Annotated in this window: 15 protein-coding genes; 11 read left to right on the top strand and 4 right to left on the bottom strand. The window is 59.0% G+C overall.

Going from position 1 to position 15,261, the window contains the following annotated elements; translation table 11 throughout:
• The 4 genes from D5270_RS08060 to D5270_RS08045 form a co-directional block, all read right to left on the bottom strand.
• Positions 1-828: a TrmH family RNA methyltransferase gene (locus D5270_RS08060; protein WP_166543619.1), complete on the bottom strand. Its 828-nt coding sequence runs from the start codon at positions 826-828 to the stop codon at positions 1-3.
• A complete protein-coding gene (locus tag D5270_RS08055; protein ID WP_166543618.1) occupies positions 825-1,850 on the bottom strand; it encodes a zinc-dependent alcohol dehydrogenase in 1,026 nt (341 codons plus the stop codon). Before D5270_RS08055 ends, D5270_RS08060 begins: the two co-directional genes overlap by 4 nt.
• 15 nt (positions 1,851-1,865) lie before the next feature.
• Entirely contained in the window at positions 1,866-2,378 is a 513-nt protein-coding gene (locus D5270_RS08050; RefSeq protein ID WP_166543617.1) for a CarD family transcriptional regulator, read from the bottom strand.
• A 146-nt stretch (positions 2,379-2,524) separates the two neighbouring features.
• Complete coding sequence (locus D5270_RS08045; protein WP_161472986.1) at positions 2,525-2,986, bottom strand: zinc ribbon domain-containing protein; 462 nt, start codon at positions 2,984-2,986, stop codon at positions 2,525-2,527.
• 449 nt (positions 2,987-3,435) lie between these two features.
• Here D5270_RS08045 and D5270_RS08040 point away from each other — a divergent pair, with 449 nt between their 5' ends.
• From D5270_RS08040 to D5270_RS07990, 11 genes are all read left to right on the top strand, one after another.
• The gene (locus D5270_RS08040) at positions 3,436-3,993 is read left to right on the top strand and encodes a hypothetical protein (protein ID WP_166543616.1); all 558 of its coding nucleotides are present in this window, start codon (positions 3,436-3,438) and stop codon (positions 3,991-3,993) included.
• Between the two features lie 17 nt (positions 3,994-4,010).
• Positions 4,011-4,484, top strand: a complete 474-nt coding sequence (locus D5270_RS08035) for a hypothetical protein (protein ID WP_166543615.1) — start codon at positions 4,011-4,013, stop codon at positions 4,482-4,484.
• A 65-nt stretch (positions 4,485-4,549) separates the two neighbouring features.
• Entirely contained in the window at positions 4,550-5,380 is an 831-nt protein-coding gene (locus D5270_RS08030; RefSeq protein WP_088364426.1) for an Rpn family recombination-promoting nuclease/putative transposase, read from the top strand.
• 387 nt (positions 5,381-5,767) lie between these two features.
• Positions 5,768-6,391 carry a hypothetical protein gene (locus tag D5270_RS08025; protein WP_166543614.1) on the top strand — a complete coding sequence of 208 codons (624 nt, stop codon included), beginning with the start codon at positions 5,768-5,770 and terminating at the stop codon, positions 6,389-6,391.
• A 13-nt stretch (positions 6,392-6,404) separates the two neighbouring features.
• Positions 6,405-6,992 carry a ClpP family protease gene (locus D5270_RS08020; RefSeq protein ID WP_066541011.1) on the top strand — a complete coding sequence of 196 codons (588 nt, stop codon included), beginning with the start codon at positions 6,405-6,407 and terminating at the stop codon, positions 6,990-6,992.
• 10 nt (positions 6,993-7,002) lie between these two features.
• Positions 7,003-8,268, top strand: a complete 1,266-nt coding sequence (locus D5270_RS08015; protein ID WP_166543613.1) for a VirD4-like conjugal transfer protein, CD1115 family — start codon at positions 7,003-7,005, stop codon at positions 8,266-8,268.
• Positions 8,265-8,693 carry a hypothetical protein gene (locus D5270_RS08010; protein WP_160580069.1) on the top strand — a complete coding sequence of 143 codons (429 nt, stop codon included), beginning with the start codon at positions 8,265-8,267 and terminating at the stop codon, positions 8,691-8,693. The genes D5270_RS08015 and D5270_RS08010 overlap by 4 nt, the downstream gene beginning before the upstream one ends.
• Before the next feature lie 15 nt (positions 8,694-8,708).
• Positions 8,709-9,692, top strand: a complete 984-nt coding sequence (locus tag D5270_RS08005) for a hypothetical protein (protein WP_160580068.1) — start codon at positions 8,709-8,711, stop codon at positions 9,690-9,692.
• A complete protein-coding gene (locus D5270_RS08000; protein WP_243150282.1) occupies positions 9,641-10,612 on the top strand; it encodes a DUF3991 and TOPRIM domain-containing protein in 972 nt (323 codons plus the stop codon). Before D5270_RS08005 ends, D5270_RS08000 begins: the two co-directional genes overlap by 52 nt.
• Positions 10,590-12,713, top strand: coding sequence for a hypothetical protein (locus tag D5270_RS07995; protein WP_160580067.1), 2,124 nt, complete (start codon positions 10,590-10,592; stop codon positions 12,711-12,713). The genes D5270_RS08000 and D5270_RS07995 overlap by 23 nt, the downstream gene beginning before the upstream one ends.
• Positions 12,679-15,108, top strand: coding sequence for a hypothetical protein (locus D5270_RS07990; protein ID WP_160580066.1), 2,430 nt, complete (start codon positions 12,679-12,681; stop codon positions 15,106-15,108). The genes D5270_RS07995 and D5270_RS07990 overlap by 35 nt, the downstream gene beginning before the upstream one ends.
• The last annotated feature ends 153 nt before the right edge of the window (positions 15,109-15,261 follow it).

Here is a 15,261-nt window from a genome sequence, read left to right as displayed (position 1 = left end):
TTATTTAGTCTCTCCGGGGCGCCTCTGCCTGACCGCTTCATACATCAGCACAGTTCCGGCACAGGCCACATTAAATGAGCTTGCCGACCCGCCCTCTGCCATGGGTATGGTGCAGAGCACGTCACAGCCCTGCCTGAAGCTATAGCTCAGCCCCTCCGTCTCATTCCCAAGCATAAGCATCACCGGCCCGGTCAAGTCCTCGCCCCAGACCGGCCTCTGTTTGTGTGCCGTGGTGCCCACCGTCCGGAAACCCGGGTACCTCTCCCGAAGGGCCCCGATGTACTCCATGACCTCCTTCAGCTCCAGCTGTACTGCCTGCACCCGGAAGAAGGAGCCCATGCTGGCTGTCACCACCTCAGGGTCGTACAAATCGACCCCATGCCCGGTGAGTATGAGCCCGTCCGCCCCCAGCCCGTCGCAGGAGCGCAGAAGGGTCCCCAGGTTCCCCCGATTTGACGGCCTGTCGAACAGCACCAGCAGCGGGTCCTCCGGAAGCCTCATCTCCCCGGCCCCGCCCCTGCGCATATTAACCACCGCCATAAGCTCCGAGGTGTCCTCCTTGCCGCTGAGCTCCTCCATAAGCTCCCCGCTCAGCCGCAGGTTTTCCTCTGTTCTGATATCCCTCAGCATGTCCAGGGCCCAGCGGGACAGCTCCCTGTCCCGGGAGTACACGAAGGAGCTTATCTCCCAGCCGTTTATTACGGCCTGGTTTAGATTCCGCACTCCCTCCACCAGGAACTGCCCGTACCTGTGGCGCTTGTTCCTGTTGCCCTTTAGCACCTGCAATTTTTGAAACGCCGCGTCCCGGCTGTAAATATCCCTTATCATTTCTGCACGTCTATAAGCACCTTCATGGTGGACTCCCTGTTCTCGTCTATGTACTTATAGGCCTCCAGGTACTCCCTGAATGGGAACCGCTTAGAGAGCAGCGGCATCAGCTTCACCCTGCCCTTTGCAGCCAGCTCTATGGCCTTCTCATAGTCCTCGCCCCTGTACATCATGGAGGTGTTCAAATCCAGCTCATGGTCGTTGAGCACCGCCAAATCTACATTTGCCATCTTCGCAAAGACCGCCACCAGGATTATAGTGCTCCCCTTGCGGGCGTGCTTTATGGCCTGCCCCATGGTGATGTCATTCCCGGCACAGTCATATATAATATCGGCCTTGTCTGGCCCGAAGAACTCCACAAAGGCCTCCTCAAAGTCCCTCTCCCTGGTATTCACCACTATATCGGCCCCGCACTCCCTGGCCTTCTCAAGGCGCAGCCCGCTCACGTCCGTGACCATCACCCGGCCCGCGCCCATGCCCTTTGCCGCCTGGGCTACCAGTATGCCTATGGGCCCGGCCCCCAGCACACAGATATCCCTGCCTGCCACGTCCCCCGCCCGGCGCACCGCATGCACCGCCACAGCCAGGGGCTCTATCATCGCACCCTCCTCAAGGCTCATCTCCTCAGGCAGGGGAGTCACCTTCTTTGCGTCCACGGCGAAGAACTCCGAGGCGACGCCGGTGGTCTGGAAGCCCATGACCTTCAGGCTCTCACAAAGATTATACTTGCCGTTGCGGCAGGGCCAGCACTCCCCGCAGACCACCTGGGGCTGTATAGTCACCTTCTGGCCTATCTTCAGGCCCTCAACGCCCTCCCCCAGCTTCTCTATAACTCCGGACACCTCATGTCCCTGGGTCACCGGGTAGCTTGTAAAGGGGTGCTCCCCATGGTAAACATGTATGTCGGACCCGCACACGCCTATCTCCATTATCTTTATCAATACCTGTCCCGGGCCCGCCTCAGGTATGGGCACCTCACGGAACTCTATCTTGCCGGGCTCGGTCATAACCTGCTGTAGCATAAATTTTTCTCTCCTTCAGCTTGCTTCTAAATTTTCTATCTGTGCCCCCACGTACTCCCGCACCTGCTCCCTGGAAATCTCCAGCGCCGCGGAGAGCTCCCCGAACAGCAGCTCCTCCGCCTGCTTCAGATACCGCTCGTCCACGCTCCCAAACTTCCGCTTCTGGCTTAAAAGCGTCCGCTTTTTCGCGTGGATGGATATAGTCATCTCCATCCAGTCCCGGCAGTCATAGCTCTTTAGCAGGGCGGTATAGTGCTCATTGAGCTCCCTGCCCACCCGGCTGTGGAACGCCGGACAGTCCATCGTGGGGATAAGCTCAATCATCCGCCTGGCCTGGTCCCTGGTGATGATGGGCCGGATAAACACCTTATCCGAGTCCACCGGCACAGAGATTACGCAGGCCTTATAAAGCGGCTCCATCACATAGTACAGCCGCTCCTCTCCGTCCGGGCAGGCCTGATTGATTATTTCACTCACCCTGCACACGCCTGTGCTGCCATACGAAACCAGTTCTCCTACCTGATACACGCTTACTCCCCCTCATAATGTAATTTAATATAGTAATATTATAACACATTTTTGAAGGAAATGTAAGCATAACAGGGGATAAAAGTTTAAATTTTGAAAGTTTTTTTCATATAATCAGCGCCGCCCGGCACTGACTATAATGCCGCCTACCATATGCCGTTTGTAAACCAATCGGGCAGCAGGGCCGCATGGTCGAGTATCAGCATGACCTTTATCATCAGCCCGATTGCCGAGATAACAATGCCCGCAACAGCCAGCCCCCGGTTCCTGTCGCTGCGGAAGCCCACTATGGACGCGATAAGCCCCAGTGGCAGCAGCAGGACGCTTGCGAAGAAGTACCCCACCACCGACGACACGAAGCCCAGCACTGTAAACACATCCATCCAGCAGAATTCCCTCTGCTGCCGTATAAACTGCGGCGCCTGGGGAGGCGGCAGCATGACCCTGGGCGGCACCGCAGGCTGGTATGGCTGGTACGGCCTGTACTGGGGCGGCTGAGGCGGGGGCATAGGGGGAGCCTGCCTCGGCGGGGGCAGCGCCGCGCCGCACCTCTGGCATACTGCCGCACCCGGTACGTATTCAAATCCACAGTTAGGACAATTACTCATATCTAAACACCTTCTCTCTGACAAATTATGGTAATTCCTTCACCAGGCGCACCCTGAGGGGCCTGGTCGTGAGAAATTCCGCGTTTTTACAGTGAAGAATTCACCATGTTCCACAGCTTTCCATAGCGTTTCGTGGAAGTGTAAAAAAGCGGCGAAATTCCGAGGAATTTCCTAACTGCCCGAACCATCCCGTCCCTTATCTTTCCATAGTGCTCCATAATGTTTATGGAGGCTGATAAGGGACAATTCAAGGGACAGCAGAATTAAGTTCATATTCTGAAATATGCAGGCGGACTGCTGCGGTGGCATCCTGCTGACCCTTAGAATTCAGTTAAGCACATCCCCAAAAGAGGAATCTGCCCAGGCGGCAGGTTCCTTTTTTGCATCTCCCGATGCCAAGGGTGGCGGGAAATGCCGCTGGCCCCGGCCAGCGAAAGGAGATGAGCAGCATGTTCTATCAAAAAGTCAACCGACGCAGCCGGGAAGCCATGACCGGCTTCCTGGCCCGCCACTACCGCTATAACACCATGAACTCCTGGAACCGCTCCACGTCCTATGCCAACGACGTCAAGGTGCCGAACCTGGATATCCCCAGCGAGCTGCAAGACCTGGCCTATGACGTGGCTAGCGGCGAGGTGGAGGCTCCCGATTGGGACATATTCTTTGCCCGTACTGTCTCGGACTTTTACCAGCGCACCGGCTACCATATCGGCTTCAACGGCCGCAGCAGCGGCTACCTGGTGCTGTACGAGGCGGAGGCAAACGAGGACGGCACTTACTCACTTTATCCCGGCCGCTCCATCGACATGTACGAGGACTTTGCCGGCTGGGATATGCAGGACCTGCGCGGCCGGGTGGAGCTGGTCCAGGATTTTGACAAGACCTGCGACCGGCTGCGGGAGGGCTTTGTCTTCATGCTGGAGCACTATGCCCCCGGCCAGTACACGGAAGTGAAGAAGATACCCCACCGCGTTATGGAACCCACCGGCAAGAGCCTGCTGGCCTGATGAAAGGAGGAAAACCTTTGCAACCTACCCCACAGATTATCGTCCGCAACTTCGAGCAGTGTGAGCGCATACTTTGTACTGAGACCGGAACCCTGGACAATTTAAACCTGTCCAACATTATCACGCGTCTTATCCAAGACGTGGGCCGCTTCTGTGAGCGCTTCGCCAGCGATTTCATTATCAGCTGGGATATGGTTCGCAAGCAGCTGGAACCCCGTCCTGTCACAGAGCCTTACTATGCCGTGGAGATTTTCGGCATCCGCCGCGCTGGGGTGGACCACAATAACTTCTTCCTGTCCCACTTGAGAAACGACAGCCGGGGCGGATACTTCTGCTGTGAGAATGTCTACCGAAAGGTGCTGGCGCTGGGCATTGAAATCCTGCCTGCCGAACCCCCGGGGAGAGAACCCCGCGTGGCCTGCACACTAAAGGACCTGACGGACGAGCTTTGGCGTGTTGAGCCCGGCGACCTGGAGGAAAATGCAGCCTGATACAGCCAAAGCCCTTGCAAATCTCTGAAAAAAAGAATATACTATTTGTAAAGAAGGTGATACCCATGGCAATCAAGCCGTTCCATGAGCTGACGCTGGCGGACGACTTTATGTTCGGGGAGGTCATGCGCCGCCCGGAGAACGCAAAGCCCTTTTTAGAGGCCCTGCTGGGCAAGAAGATTGGCAGCATCACGGCGATAGACAAGCAGAAAGAGCTGACAGACGGCGCGGCCCTTCACGGCGTGCGTCTGGACGTGTGCCTGGAGGACGAGAGCCGCACCCAGTATGACGTGGAGATGCAGACCGGGGCCAGCTATGGCCTGGAAAAGCGCATCCGCTATTACCAGAGCAGCATTGACCGCAGGACCCTGAAATCAGCGGAAAGCTACCGGGAGCTGCGTCAGAGCTTTGTTATCTTTATCTGCACGGACGATTACTACAAGCGCGGACTGGCGGTATACAGGCGCAGGTCCGTGATAGAAGGCGCGGAGGATATTGCCTACGACGACGGCTCCCATGCCTACATCCTCAACGCCAGCTTCACAGAGGGCAACAGCAGCGCTGAGGTGCTGGACTTCCTACGCTACATTGACGCGGGCTACAGAGGCAGGCCGCTGGACGTTCGCTCGGGCTATGTGGCCCAAATAGAGCAGGCGGTGGAGGCTGTGAAAACCGATGAAGAAATGGAGGGGACTTATATGACGCTGGCTATGAAATTGCAGGATATGAAGTGGGAAGGCCGGCAGGAGGGCAGGCAGGAGGGGGAAGAAAGCAAACTGTTTGCCAACCTCAAGGCTCTAATGGAGAACCTTGATATTCCAGCGGACAAGGCAATGGATTTGCTTAATGTCCCAGCCAGTGACCGGCCAAAGTACCGGAAGATGCTGGACGAGTAACAAGCACAGCAGAAAAGTGATGGGAGGCAGGTCAACTGGACCTGCCTCCTGTTTTATTTGCCCAGGGCAGGACAGTCGCAGGGACGACAACCGTGCGACCATGGTGCGACAGGTTGTGGGACATGGAAACATATTGCCAGAAAAGGAAAGCTGGAAGTTTGTCGCACTGTCTCACCTATTTTTGAAAACTTTTAAAAGTAAGGAAAAATAGGTAGGGTTACAGTATTGGGAAAAAGTTTTTTTGGCAGGCTGCGACGGTGCGACAATGCGACAGCCAATCCGCATATCATGGCTCTGGTGTTATCATCCTCCCCTTTGTCCAAAGCCGCATCGTCCCGATGCCAGGAGCCGCCATGCCGTAATTTCACCTGAAAGGAGTGACCTGCCATGAGCCGCATATCCCTTGATACCCGCCTACAGACCCTGGAGGAAACGGGTTGCAGTGACCCTACCGTACTGCCTAAAATCCTCCAAAGCTGGGGCAGCGCCCCGGCCTACGGCTTCTTCCCGGAGGGGAAACAGTGGGAGCAGATGCAGCGGATTCTCAGCCTGGACCCAGACGATGGGGCAGTCATCACCTACCGGCAAATGTCCCGGGCCATACAGGAGCTGTGTGAGGCCCCGTTCCCTGGCGGCAGCGGCTCGGGTATGTTCGTGGACGCCATCGCGCTGCTGGGCCGCGCCTTTGCCGACTGCCGGCCTGCGTCTGCCCCAGCCAGTAACCAGCGCCTCCCCCTGTCCGAGCGCCTGAAAGCACCCGGCAGCCATCTCAAGAGGCGCATACTCGCCCTGCGCACCCAGGCCATGGCCCTGGCCGTGGATGGGATGACCGGCGGCAAGCCTATGGATTTCTCCCGCTTCATCCATGAAAATATTGCCGTTCATTATGTGCCGGAGGACGAGGGGAAAATCCAAACCGGCGAGGCGCTGCACCTGGCCGGGGAACTGGAAGCCGCTGCGGCCGCCTGCATCCGCCACTACCTGCTGGTCCTGCCATTCACCATGATATAAGGAGGTTTTTGCTATGAATCCATTTTACACCATGCCCAATATTCTGACCGAAACCAGCGAGGGCGCCACAGCCCACAGCTTGCAGGATGAACTGTTCAAAGAGCGGGAAATCGAACTTGTCGGCGAAATCACCCAGGAGTCGGCCTATTCCATCATTTTGCAGCTGAGATACTTACAGAAGTCCGACTCTGCGGCCCCCATCACGGTCTATATCAACAGCCCGGGCGGCGAGGTTGCCAGCGGGCTGGCGCTCTATGACGTGATGCGGGCTGTCAAGTGCCCCGTCCGCACCGTCTGCGTGGGTACTGCCGCCAGCATGGCCGCTATCCTGTTTGCCAGCGGCACAGAGCGGGGGATTTTACCCCACGGGAAAATCATGATTCACGACCCGCTGACTACAGGTATAAATGGCAGCGCCCTAACCATCGACAGCTTGAGCAGGAACCTGATGGAGACCCGGCAAATCACAGCCGGGATTCTGGCGAAGCACACCGGGCGCCCTCTGGATGAGATTTTCGCCTGTACCGCAAAAGATACCTATTTCAACGCCCAGGAGGCTGTCGGCTTCGGCCTGGCTGACTACATCGTGGAAGAAATGTGAGGTGGAAACCATGAGCTATAGAATCCTGTCCCAAGACTGCCTCGCAGACAATAACTCCCACGCCACGGGGCTGAACAACAACGACCTGATTGTCGGCCCCAGCGGAGCGGGCAAGACCCGGGGGTACGTGCTGCCCAACATCCTGCAATGCAGCGAGAGCTTTATCGTGGCTGACACCAAGAACAGCCTGCGGGCCGAGACCGAGGCCGTACTTCGTCAAAATGGCTATAAGGTGCTCTCCCTTGACCTTTGCGGAGGCCCGTCCAGCGGCTACAACCCCCTGGACTACATCCGTCTGGACCCCAAGACCAACCGCCACAACGAACAGGACATTATGGCTGTCTCCGCCGCCCTTATCCCCATCGAGACGCCCCGGGACCCGTTCTGGGAGTTTTCCGCCCGGATTTACCTGGAGAGCATCATTGGCTATGTGCTGGAGAGCCTGCCGGAAGAGGAGCACACCATGGACTCCGTGGTACGCCTCTCCCGGGAGATTGGCACGGGCAGGCTCTCGAAGCTGATGGACGAGCTTGCCGTCCTGGACCCGGACTCCTTCGCCGCGCGCCGCTACTCTATTTGCCGGGACGGCGAAAAGGCCGACCGTACCAACGCCTGCGTGCTCATGTTCCTGGCGGAAAAGCTGGCCCCGCTGGACTATGCGGGGGCCAGGGCCATGTTCCACAACCCGGACAAAATCGGCCTTGCCCGGCTGGGCCGGGAAAAGACCGCCGTGTTTCTCGGCGTCAGCGATACCGACCGCTCCATGGACCGGCTGGCAAACCTGTTTTACACCCAGGCCCTGCACGTCCTCTGCGATGAAGCGGACCACAATCCCGCCCACCGTCTGAACGTCCCGGTACGCTTCATCCTGGACGATTTTGCCGCCAACGCCCGCATCCCGGACTTTGACAAGATGCTGTCCGTTGTCCGTTCCCGAGATATCTCCGCCAGCGTGATTTTGCAGAGCATTTCCCAGCTGGAGAGTATGTACGGCCACGCGGCGGCTATGACCATCATCAACAACTGCGACCATTGCCTGTACCTGGGCGGGCAGGACGTGGAGACCGCCCGGTACATGGGCCTCAAGGCCAACCGCAGCACCGGCACGATGCTGTCTATGCCCCTGGATTCCGCGTGGCTGTTCGCCCGGGGGGAGCAGGCGAGGCTCACCAAGAAATTCGACCTATACAGCCACCGGCGATACCATGAGCTGCCGGAGGCTGGGGGCCGCTGCCCGGAACGTGAAGAGATTGAGCAGAAGGAGGCCATTGCATGAGAGTAAACGCAGGCTACACGGTTACAGACACGATTCATATAGGCCAGGTAGAGTTCGTGTTGGGCGAGCAGGCCAACGGGAAGCAGTTTGCCACCTGGGAGTGCAGGGACGGAGACAATTACTACTGGGGCCACTACTTCGACAGCCTTGCCGCCGCCAAACGAGACTTGCTTATCCGGGCCCATGAAGCGCTGGGTGGGAAAGAGCCTGCCAGGAAACCCTATTTCTTCTGCATGACTGTCTGCGCCCGGCGCACAGGGGCCGCTATCGGCCGCAGGTGCGGGGTAGTCATGGCAGACGGCCCCGAGCCAGCGGAAGAGCTTGCCTGGGAGCGGTTCGGCGGGGATGCCGCCTGTAAGCTGTGGGTGGAGGAAGTGCCGGAAGATGGGTACAGCTACACCGCGTATAAATCCGAGATTATGTAGAAAGGAGGCCCTGCTATGCCCGCGACCTATGACTCCCTCCGCGCCCTCAGCCGCCAGACCATGAAAAAACTGCTGGATGTGCAGGAGTGGCGGAAGTTTCTGGCCTTTGCCAGCCGGAGCTTTAAGCTGCCCTTCCCGGCCCAGGTGCTGGCCTATGCCCAGCGCCCGGACGCTGCCGCCCTGATGAAATCCAGCGAATGGGACGCTTTTGGGCGGCCTGTTAAGAAAGGCTGCCACGGCGTCCCTGTGCCGGAGGGCCGGGGGAAGAAGCTGGTATACTATTACGACATAGCCGACACCAGGGAAACGGATGAGTCCAGACCGGTCCCGCTCTGGCACGTCCGGCCGGAAAATCAAAAGGGGATAGGTAAGGCTCTGGAGTCTTACCTCGGCAAGCTGGAGGACGCCTCTGGCTTTGCCGAAACCCTGCTTGCCGCTGCCCGGAAGGCCACCGCGTACACGGTAGACGACCGCCTGGACGACCTGGCCGCCCACAAGCCGGGCAGCCTGTTGGAAGAGCTGGATGGGGACAGCCTGCTGGCTGCATACAGTACTGTCATGGAGAACAGTGTTGGCTATATGCTGCTGGCCCGCTGCGGGATTGAGCCTGCTCCCCATCTAACCGGCGAGGACTTTTACGGCTTGCTGGACTTCAACACTCCGTCTACCCTGACGATTCTGGGCAGCGCCGTGACAGAAACCGCCGCCATGTGCCTGTCCGTGATTGCCAAAGCCGTGCGGAGGATGCAGGCCGCGCCGGCCGAGGCAGAGCGTGCCCCAGCCGTTCCAAAGCCCGCGTTACTCCAGCCTGTCCCAGAGAAGCGCTACACCCTGCAAGGCGGGTGGGAGCTTGCCGTTGTGGGCAGCGACGCGGAGTCCATCCTGTACAGCTTTATCGACTTGCCTGAACAGGAGCCTGTCCCGGTATCCCGCAAGGACTTCGACCAATGGCTGGCGGCTGGCTTCATCCAGCCCGCCCCCGCCGCCATCCCGGCATGATGTACTACGGCAAAGATGCGATTATGGATGTCCGGGGAATCGGCCTGCTGGACTATCTACAGCGTTACGAGCCGGACAACCTGCGCCGGGTCTCGCCGGGGGTGTTCTGCACCAAAGAGCACGATTCCCTGCGTATCAGCAACGGCAAGTGGTACTGGTTCTCCCAGGGCTTTGGCGGCTGCTCGGCGCTGGACTATCTTATCAAGGTTAAGAATCTGCCGTTCACGACAGCTATGGAGCGGCTTCATGGAAAGGCGGCAGGTATGCCGTCTTTTTTTGCGCCCAGAAATCATGAGCGCAAGTTAGCTTTGCCAAACCCAAGCCCGTCCAGTGAACGTGCAGCCGCGTACCTGCTGAAACGCGGTATCGGCCAAGCCATAATTGACTACTGCCTGCGGACTGGCCTGCTCTATGAGAGCCTGCCCTATCACAACGCCGTGTTCGTAGGCTTTGACGCCCGGGGGCAGCCCCGGTATGCCGCCCTAAGAGGGGTGAACTCCAGCTTTAAGGGCGAGGCCAGGGGCAGCGACAAGCGGTTCGCGTTCCGCGTCCGGGCCGCGGACAGCGCGGCGCTCCATGTGTTTGAGGGGGCTGTCGACCTGCTGTCCTATGCCGCCCTGGAAACGCTGGACGGAAGATTCTGGCGGCGGGACCACCTGCTGTCTTTGGGCGGGGTATCGGGAAACGGCCTGCCCCCCGCTCTCGGGCAGTTTCTGCATGACGAGAGAGGCATCCGGAAAATCGGCCTGCACCTGGACAACGACGCCCCAGGGCGCAGGGCTGCGGAATGTATCATGGACTGTCTGCGGGGCCGGTACGCGCTCTACGACCTGCCGCCCCCGCAGGGGAAAGACTATAACGACTGGCTGCGTTTGCGGCTGCAACAAGGAGGACAGAATGACGCAACTGAAAATTTATGAGGGAGAGGTCAACACCAGCCTGCTCAATGATATTATCGCCTTTGTGCTGGAAACAGCCGGGGCCAGCCACGCCCAGAGGGAGTTTGTAAAAGAGCGCTGCCTGTTTTACGATAATACCGCCAATGCCAGCGACCTCCAGGACAAGTACGGCTTCCTCTACCTGGGCGAGCTGCTGGAACGCTACGAATCCCGCTTTGGCATGGCCCTCCCCGACCTGCGGGCTATTGCCCTGGCCCTTGGCTATGTGAAAGACCTGCTGACAGATGAAATGTTCGTCGGCCCCCAGCGGGTGGACTTCATGCGGAAAGTGCGGGAGGGGTTCCGGGGCGATATCTACCTGACCGCCGCCCGCTATCTGCTGGAGGACGAAAAGGACGCCGGCCTTTGGGAGAGGATTTTACTGGGTACACAGTGCGCCAAGACCGAGGAACTGCTCTTCGCCATGAGCGTCCTGCCGGACTTCGCCCAGGCCGAGCGCGCCTTACGCCCTCAGCTGTCCGTTTTGCTGGGGAGCGGACGCACTGTGCCCGCCATAGGCAATATGCGCCTGTTCGCCTGGCTGATTGCCCATGCCGCACCCCACGTCAAGACCCTGCGGGGCAAGGACACGGCCCTGTTCCGGGCCATATGTGCCCTGCCCGCCTCGAATGTCAAGCCGGGGAGCAAGCCTTATATTGTGCTGGAATCCCACGGCTACACGCCCCTGGAAATCGCCTGCCTGAATATGCAGGCGGCGCTGGCCCCAGAGAGCAAGCTGGGCCCTGACTCCCTGGTGACGGAGAAAATCGTGGTGGGGCTGTTCCAGACGGCTCTGGGCCAGCCTGTCCCTCTCCCGGAGGAAGTGTACCCGGCCCTTGAATGGCTCTTTCGTAAGTACAGCCGGTTCCGCATCAAGTGCTATGGCTGCGGGACCCTTGCAGACGCTCTCAAAGAGGGGGCGCGAATCCAGGAGCCTGCCACTTTCGCCTGGTTCACAAAATTGGCGGGGATAGGGCACCCGGCCCTGGACGGCTTCGACATCCTGGACTCCAAGTGGGATTCCCTGGCAGGTTCTATGGACCAGGACAAATACAAGGGCCTTTTTGAGCGGGACCTGCACAGCGGTCTTTCTCCGGAGGACTTAACAGCCCGGATAACGCGCTACGACCAGCTCACCGGCGGCGATTACAAAACCGCCTGTACCGGAGAAGCGTACAGTTCCTGTTTTTCCCTGCTGGTGAACAACGGCCTCGTTGACCTATGGGCCTGCTTCCAGGAAAGCCTGGACAGCGAGGGGAATGTCAAAAGCCCGGACGCTATGGGCAATATCCGGCGATACCTGAAAGGCATATCCACCGCGCAGGCATACCGGTTCTATGAGAAATTCTTCTCCGAGTACGGTATGCCCGGCTTGAAGCGCTTCTGGAACTGGGAGCACAGGGATTTTAAGGAAAGTCTATATCGTCCTAACTATAGCTATTACTCCCGCTCGGAGTCCCTGCACCTGAAGCGTGATTTTCTGGACATAGACGGCCACCGGCAGCTGCTGGACTGGCTGCAGGACTACTGCTTCTGCTACGAGCCGGAAAAATACGCCGGCCTTGTGTCGGAAATCCTGCGGGACGGGTTCGCGCCGGAGCTGCTCTCCCTGGCGGAACAGCGGGAACTATTCGACCTGGCAATCAGCCGGGTACAGGTCCCAGATTATGTTGTCCGGGAACTCAAATCACGGTATCTGACAGAGCAAGAACAGCAGGCTGACCGCGCTGCAATCGCCGCCAGGAAGCAGGAGGCAGAGGAGCGGAAAAAGCGGGAAGAACTGCAAGCTATGCGGGATAGGTATACCAGCGCGGAAAACTGGCAGGGCGTTCTCAAATTTCTGGAGAGCTACCGCAACTACCACAGTAAGCAATCTCTGGCCTGCCGCATCGCCCGCGAGGGGCTTCCCAGCCGGCTGGCTGCTGGCCAGCTGGAACATGAGGAACTGACCGCCCTGCTGGCTGTCTACGCCCTGCTTTTGAAAAACAATGCCATAGAGTGGCCGGATGTACAGGAGCAGATTCAAAAATTAAAGGAGGATTTTGAGCATGACAATGACAGCGCAATGTGTCCGGCCTGCTGACCTGGGGAAACGGATAAAAGAGCGGGCCGCCGCCATTTTGGACTTAAACGAACGTCACTTATCGCTGGACTGGCTGAAAGAGTATGGCCTTCCCCAGCTGGGGGAAGCCTGCGGCCGCGTGGCGCGGGAACTCCCCGGGGACGCGGCCATGGGCCCGCACATACAGCGGGAACTGATTCAAAGGCAGGACTTTGCCCGGTATCTGGCGCGGCTTCTGCCGCTGCTGGAGCAGGGGCAACTTGACCGCTTGGACAGCCTGCTGGCCTCCTGCCAGGAACACGGAGTTGCTGTTACCCGCTATGGCCTGAAAGAACTGGTAGAGTGTCTGGTATATGACGGCCTGGAACCCAACGCCCGGCTGGTCTACCTGGAAAACTTTGCCTCCATGGTGCTGCCCTATAAACAGCGCGACACGGTCATTAACAGCCTGCGCCAATGCCGGGATGTGCCCGTGAAGCTTACCCGCCAGCAGCAGGACCAGCTTTTGGAGCCTTACGTGCCTGGCAGCACCCTGTTCCGCAGTTCGCCGTTTCGCGAGGTGTGGGAGCTGCTGGAACGCTGCCCGGACCTGCGGAAGATACCCTGGCTTCTGCACAACCTGCAAATTAAAGAAAACCTGGGTATGCCGGAGTATGCCCGCTTTGCGGAGGCTCCGGGGGAGCACATCCGCCTGTTGGCCCGCCTGACGGACAAGCTGCTTCCCGCTGCCGCCGCCCGGTTTCTGGACCATTGGCAGCACGACGGCTGCTCTCTGAACGCCCTGGGCCAGATGGTCCGGCGCACGGCCCTGCATGGGGATATGGATTGGGAAAAGGCCCTTTGCAGCTACAGCGGCTATGTCAATCTGATTTCCGGCGTAAAGTTCAAGAACCTGGACCTCGCCGCCCTCCCCCAGCATCTGGAGGACGTCCTGCTCTACGCCATGGCCAACGGCAAGGCTCATTTCATCCGCCTGGTAGATGGGAACCCGGGGGCGTTCCTTGACCTGCCCGCTTACTCCTTCCTACTGCAAGGGCAGCTCTACCGGGAGCACTTCAACCTCAACCAACTTTCTGCCAAAGACCTGGCCTGCTGTGCCTGGATGCGCAGGGCAAAGCTGGATATCCAGCACCTTGTCCCCGGCAGGCGTTACACATTCCCCGAGCTGCGGGCGCTGTACGGCGTCCGGAAGCCTTATTTGGACTTTTATCACGCCTTGAAATCGGAAAGCCAGGACTATAGGCTGCGGGTGTTCAAGGAAGTGTGCAAGCGGGAGGCGCTTAGAGATATTGCCGCCGGTTCAATAGACGCTCTCGCCGCCCTGCTGGACCAAAAGCCGCTAAGCGTGTGGAGGCAGGAACTGTTCAGCCATATTGACGGCCTGTCCCCGGCGGACACGGCGCGGCTGCTGGTCCACTTGGACGGCGTTCGGCACCTGCTGCCGGGCATGGAGAGCCGCAGCGACGTCCTGCTTGCCCTGCGCAGCCTGGATGCCCTGGGGCAGTTTCAGACTATGGACGGGTTCAAGGCGCGTCTTATGGAGGTAGACGGTGACTGGCGCTCATTGGCCCAGACCATGGGCCTGACTGCTGATTTCATAGAACAGCACAGAGAAAGTATTGCCGGATTCTTGAGTCAGGACGGCGCGGCTATTGCCAGCGCGTATATGCGCTGCTTGGACGAAGCCCACCAGGAAGCGTACCTGCGGGTGGTAAAGGCCGAGCTGATGGGCCGCCTGCGGGAAGTGAAGTACCATGAGGGCGACCTGCGGCGGGAGCTGGACATGAATATCCCCAGCCGGGTTAAGAGCCAGTGGCCGGAGAATCTTGCTGTGACGGTTGGCGGCATGGAGGCCGGGGAGCATGACGGCTTCTTTGACACCATGCTCCTGGGCTGCCAGCCCCAGCGGACCTGCCTGTCCTACTTGGACGGTATGTACAGAAAGTGCCTGCTCTCGGCCTTTGACAGCAATAAGAAGGTGCTGTATGCCCGCCTGGACGGACGTATCGTGGGCCGGGTATTCCTGCGGCTGACCAAGTGCCGCAGGACCAGCGCCGGGGGCGGCAGCCTGACCTTTGTGGACCTGGAGGCTGGGGGAACCGGCCAGCAGGAGCGCGAGCAGATGACCCTATTCCTGGAACGGCCATATATCAGCGGCCTAGGGCCGGAGGCCAAAACACAGGCGGCACAGGCGCTGGTAGAACTGGCAAAGCGCAAGGCGGAAGAGCTGGGCATCCTGCTGGTACTCAGCCAGGATTACGCGGACTACAGTCCCCAGGGCTTCACCCAGACCCGGCTGCATATCTTCATTTCCAAGTCCAAAGGCGGGGCGCAGTACCTGGACAGCCTGGACGGGGAGGCAGCGGTCTCCAAGGAGGGCAGCTACCAGGCCAACAGGTTCCTGATTCAAAGCTAACACGCAGAGCAGTCCCGGCCAGAACTTGGCTGGGGCTGCTTCTTTTTTTGGCCCAAAATTGGCCCCGAAATGGGCCAAAAATGGCCCCTAAAAGGCCCACGAATGGGCCACGGGTACTTTCAGCCCAAAATTGGCCCCTAAAAGGGCCAAAAA

It is taken from the genome of Acutalibacter sp. 1XD8-36 (genome assembly GCF_009917525.1).
Taxonomy (GTDB): Bacteria; Bacillota; Clostridia; order Oscillospirales; family Acutalibacteraceae; genus Acutalibacter.
Note: the sequence above shows the minus strand (reverse complement) of the source record. Positions and strands in the feature narration are given on the sequence as shown.

Excerpts from the sequence above, each read along its gene's own strand:
- D5270_RS08015 (WP_166543613.1), top strand. The coding sequence starts at position 7,003 with ATGAGCTATAGAATCCTGTCCCAAGACTGCCTCGCAGACAATAACTCC.
- D5270_RS08030 (WP_088364426.1), top strand. The coding sequence starts at position 4,550 with ATGGCAATCAAGCCGTTCCATGAGCTGACGCTGGCGGACGACTTTATG.
- D5270_RS07990 (WP_160580066.1), top strand. The coding sequence starts at position 12,679 with ATGACAATGACAGCGCAATGTGTCCGGCCTGCTGACCTGGGGAAACGG.
- D5270_RS08020 (WP_066541011.1), top strand. The coding sequence starts at position 6,405 with ATGAATCCATTTTACACCATGCCCAATATTCTGACCGAAACCAGCGAG.
- D5270_RS08025 (WP_166543614.1), top strand. The coding sequence starts at position 5,768 with ATGAGCCGCATATCCCTTGATACCCGCCTACAGACCCTGGAGGAAACG.
- D5270_RS08040 (WP_166543616.1), top strand. The coding sequence starts at position 3,436 with ATGTTCTATCAAAAAGTCAACCGACGCAGCCGGGAAGCCATGACCGGC.
- D5270_RS08010 (WP_160580069.1), top strand. The coding sequence starts at position 8,265 with ATGAGAGTAAACGCAGGCTACACGGTTACAGACACGATTCATATAGGC.
- D5270_RS08000 (WP_243150282.1), top strand. The coding sequence starts at position 9,641 with ATGGCTGGCGGCTGGCTTCATCCAGCCCGCCCCCGCCGCCATCCCGGC.
- D5270_RS07995 (WP_160580067.1), top strand. The coding sequence starts at position 10,590 with ATGACGCAACTGAAAATTTATGAGGGAGAGGTCAACACCAGCCTGCTC.
- D5270_RS08060 (WP_166543619.1), bottom strand. The coding sequence starts at position 828 with ATGATAAGGGATATTTACAGCCGGGACGCGGCGTTTCAAAAATTGCAG.
- D5270_RS08005 (WP_160580068.1), top strand. The coding sequence starts at position 8,709 with ATGCCCGCGACCTATGACTCCCTCCGCGCCCTCAGCCGCCAGACCATG.
- D5270_RS08055 (WP_166543618.1), bottom strand. The coding sequence starts at position 1,850 with ATGCTACAGCAGGTTATGACCGAGCCCGGCAAGATAGAGTTCCGTGAG.
- D5270_RS08045 (WP_161472986.1), bottom strand. The coding sequence starts at position 2,986 with ATGAGTAATTGTCCTAACTGTGGATTTGAATACGTACCGGGTGCGGCA.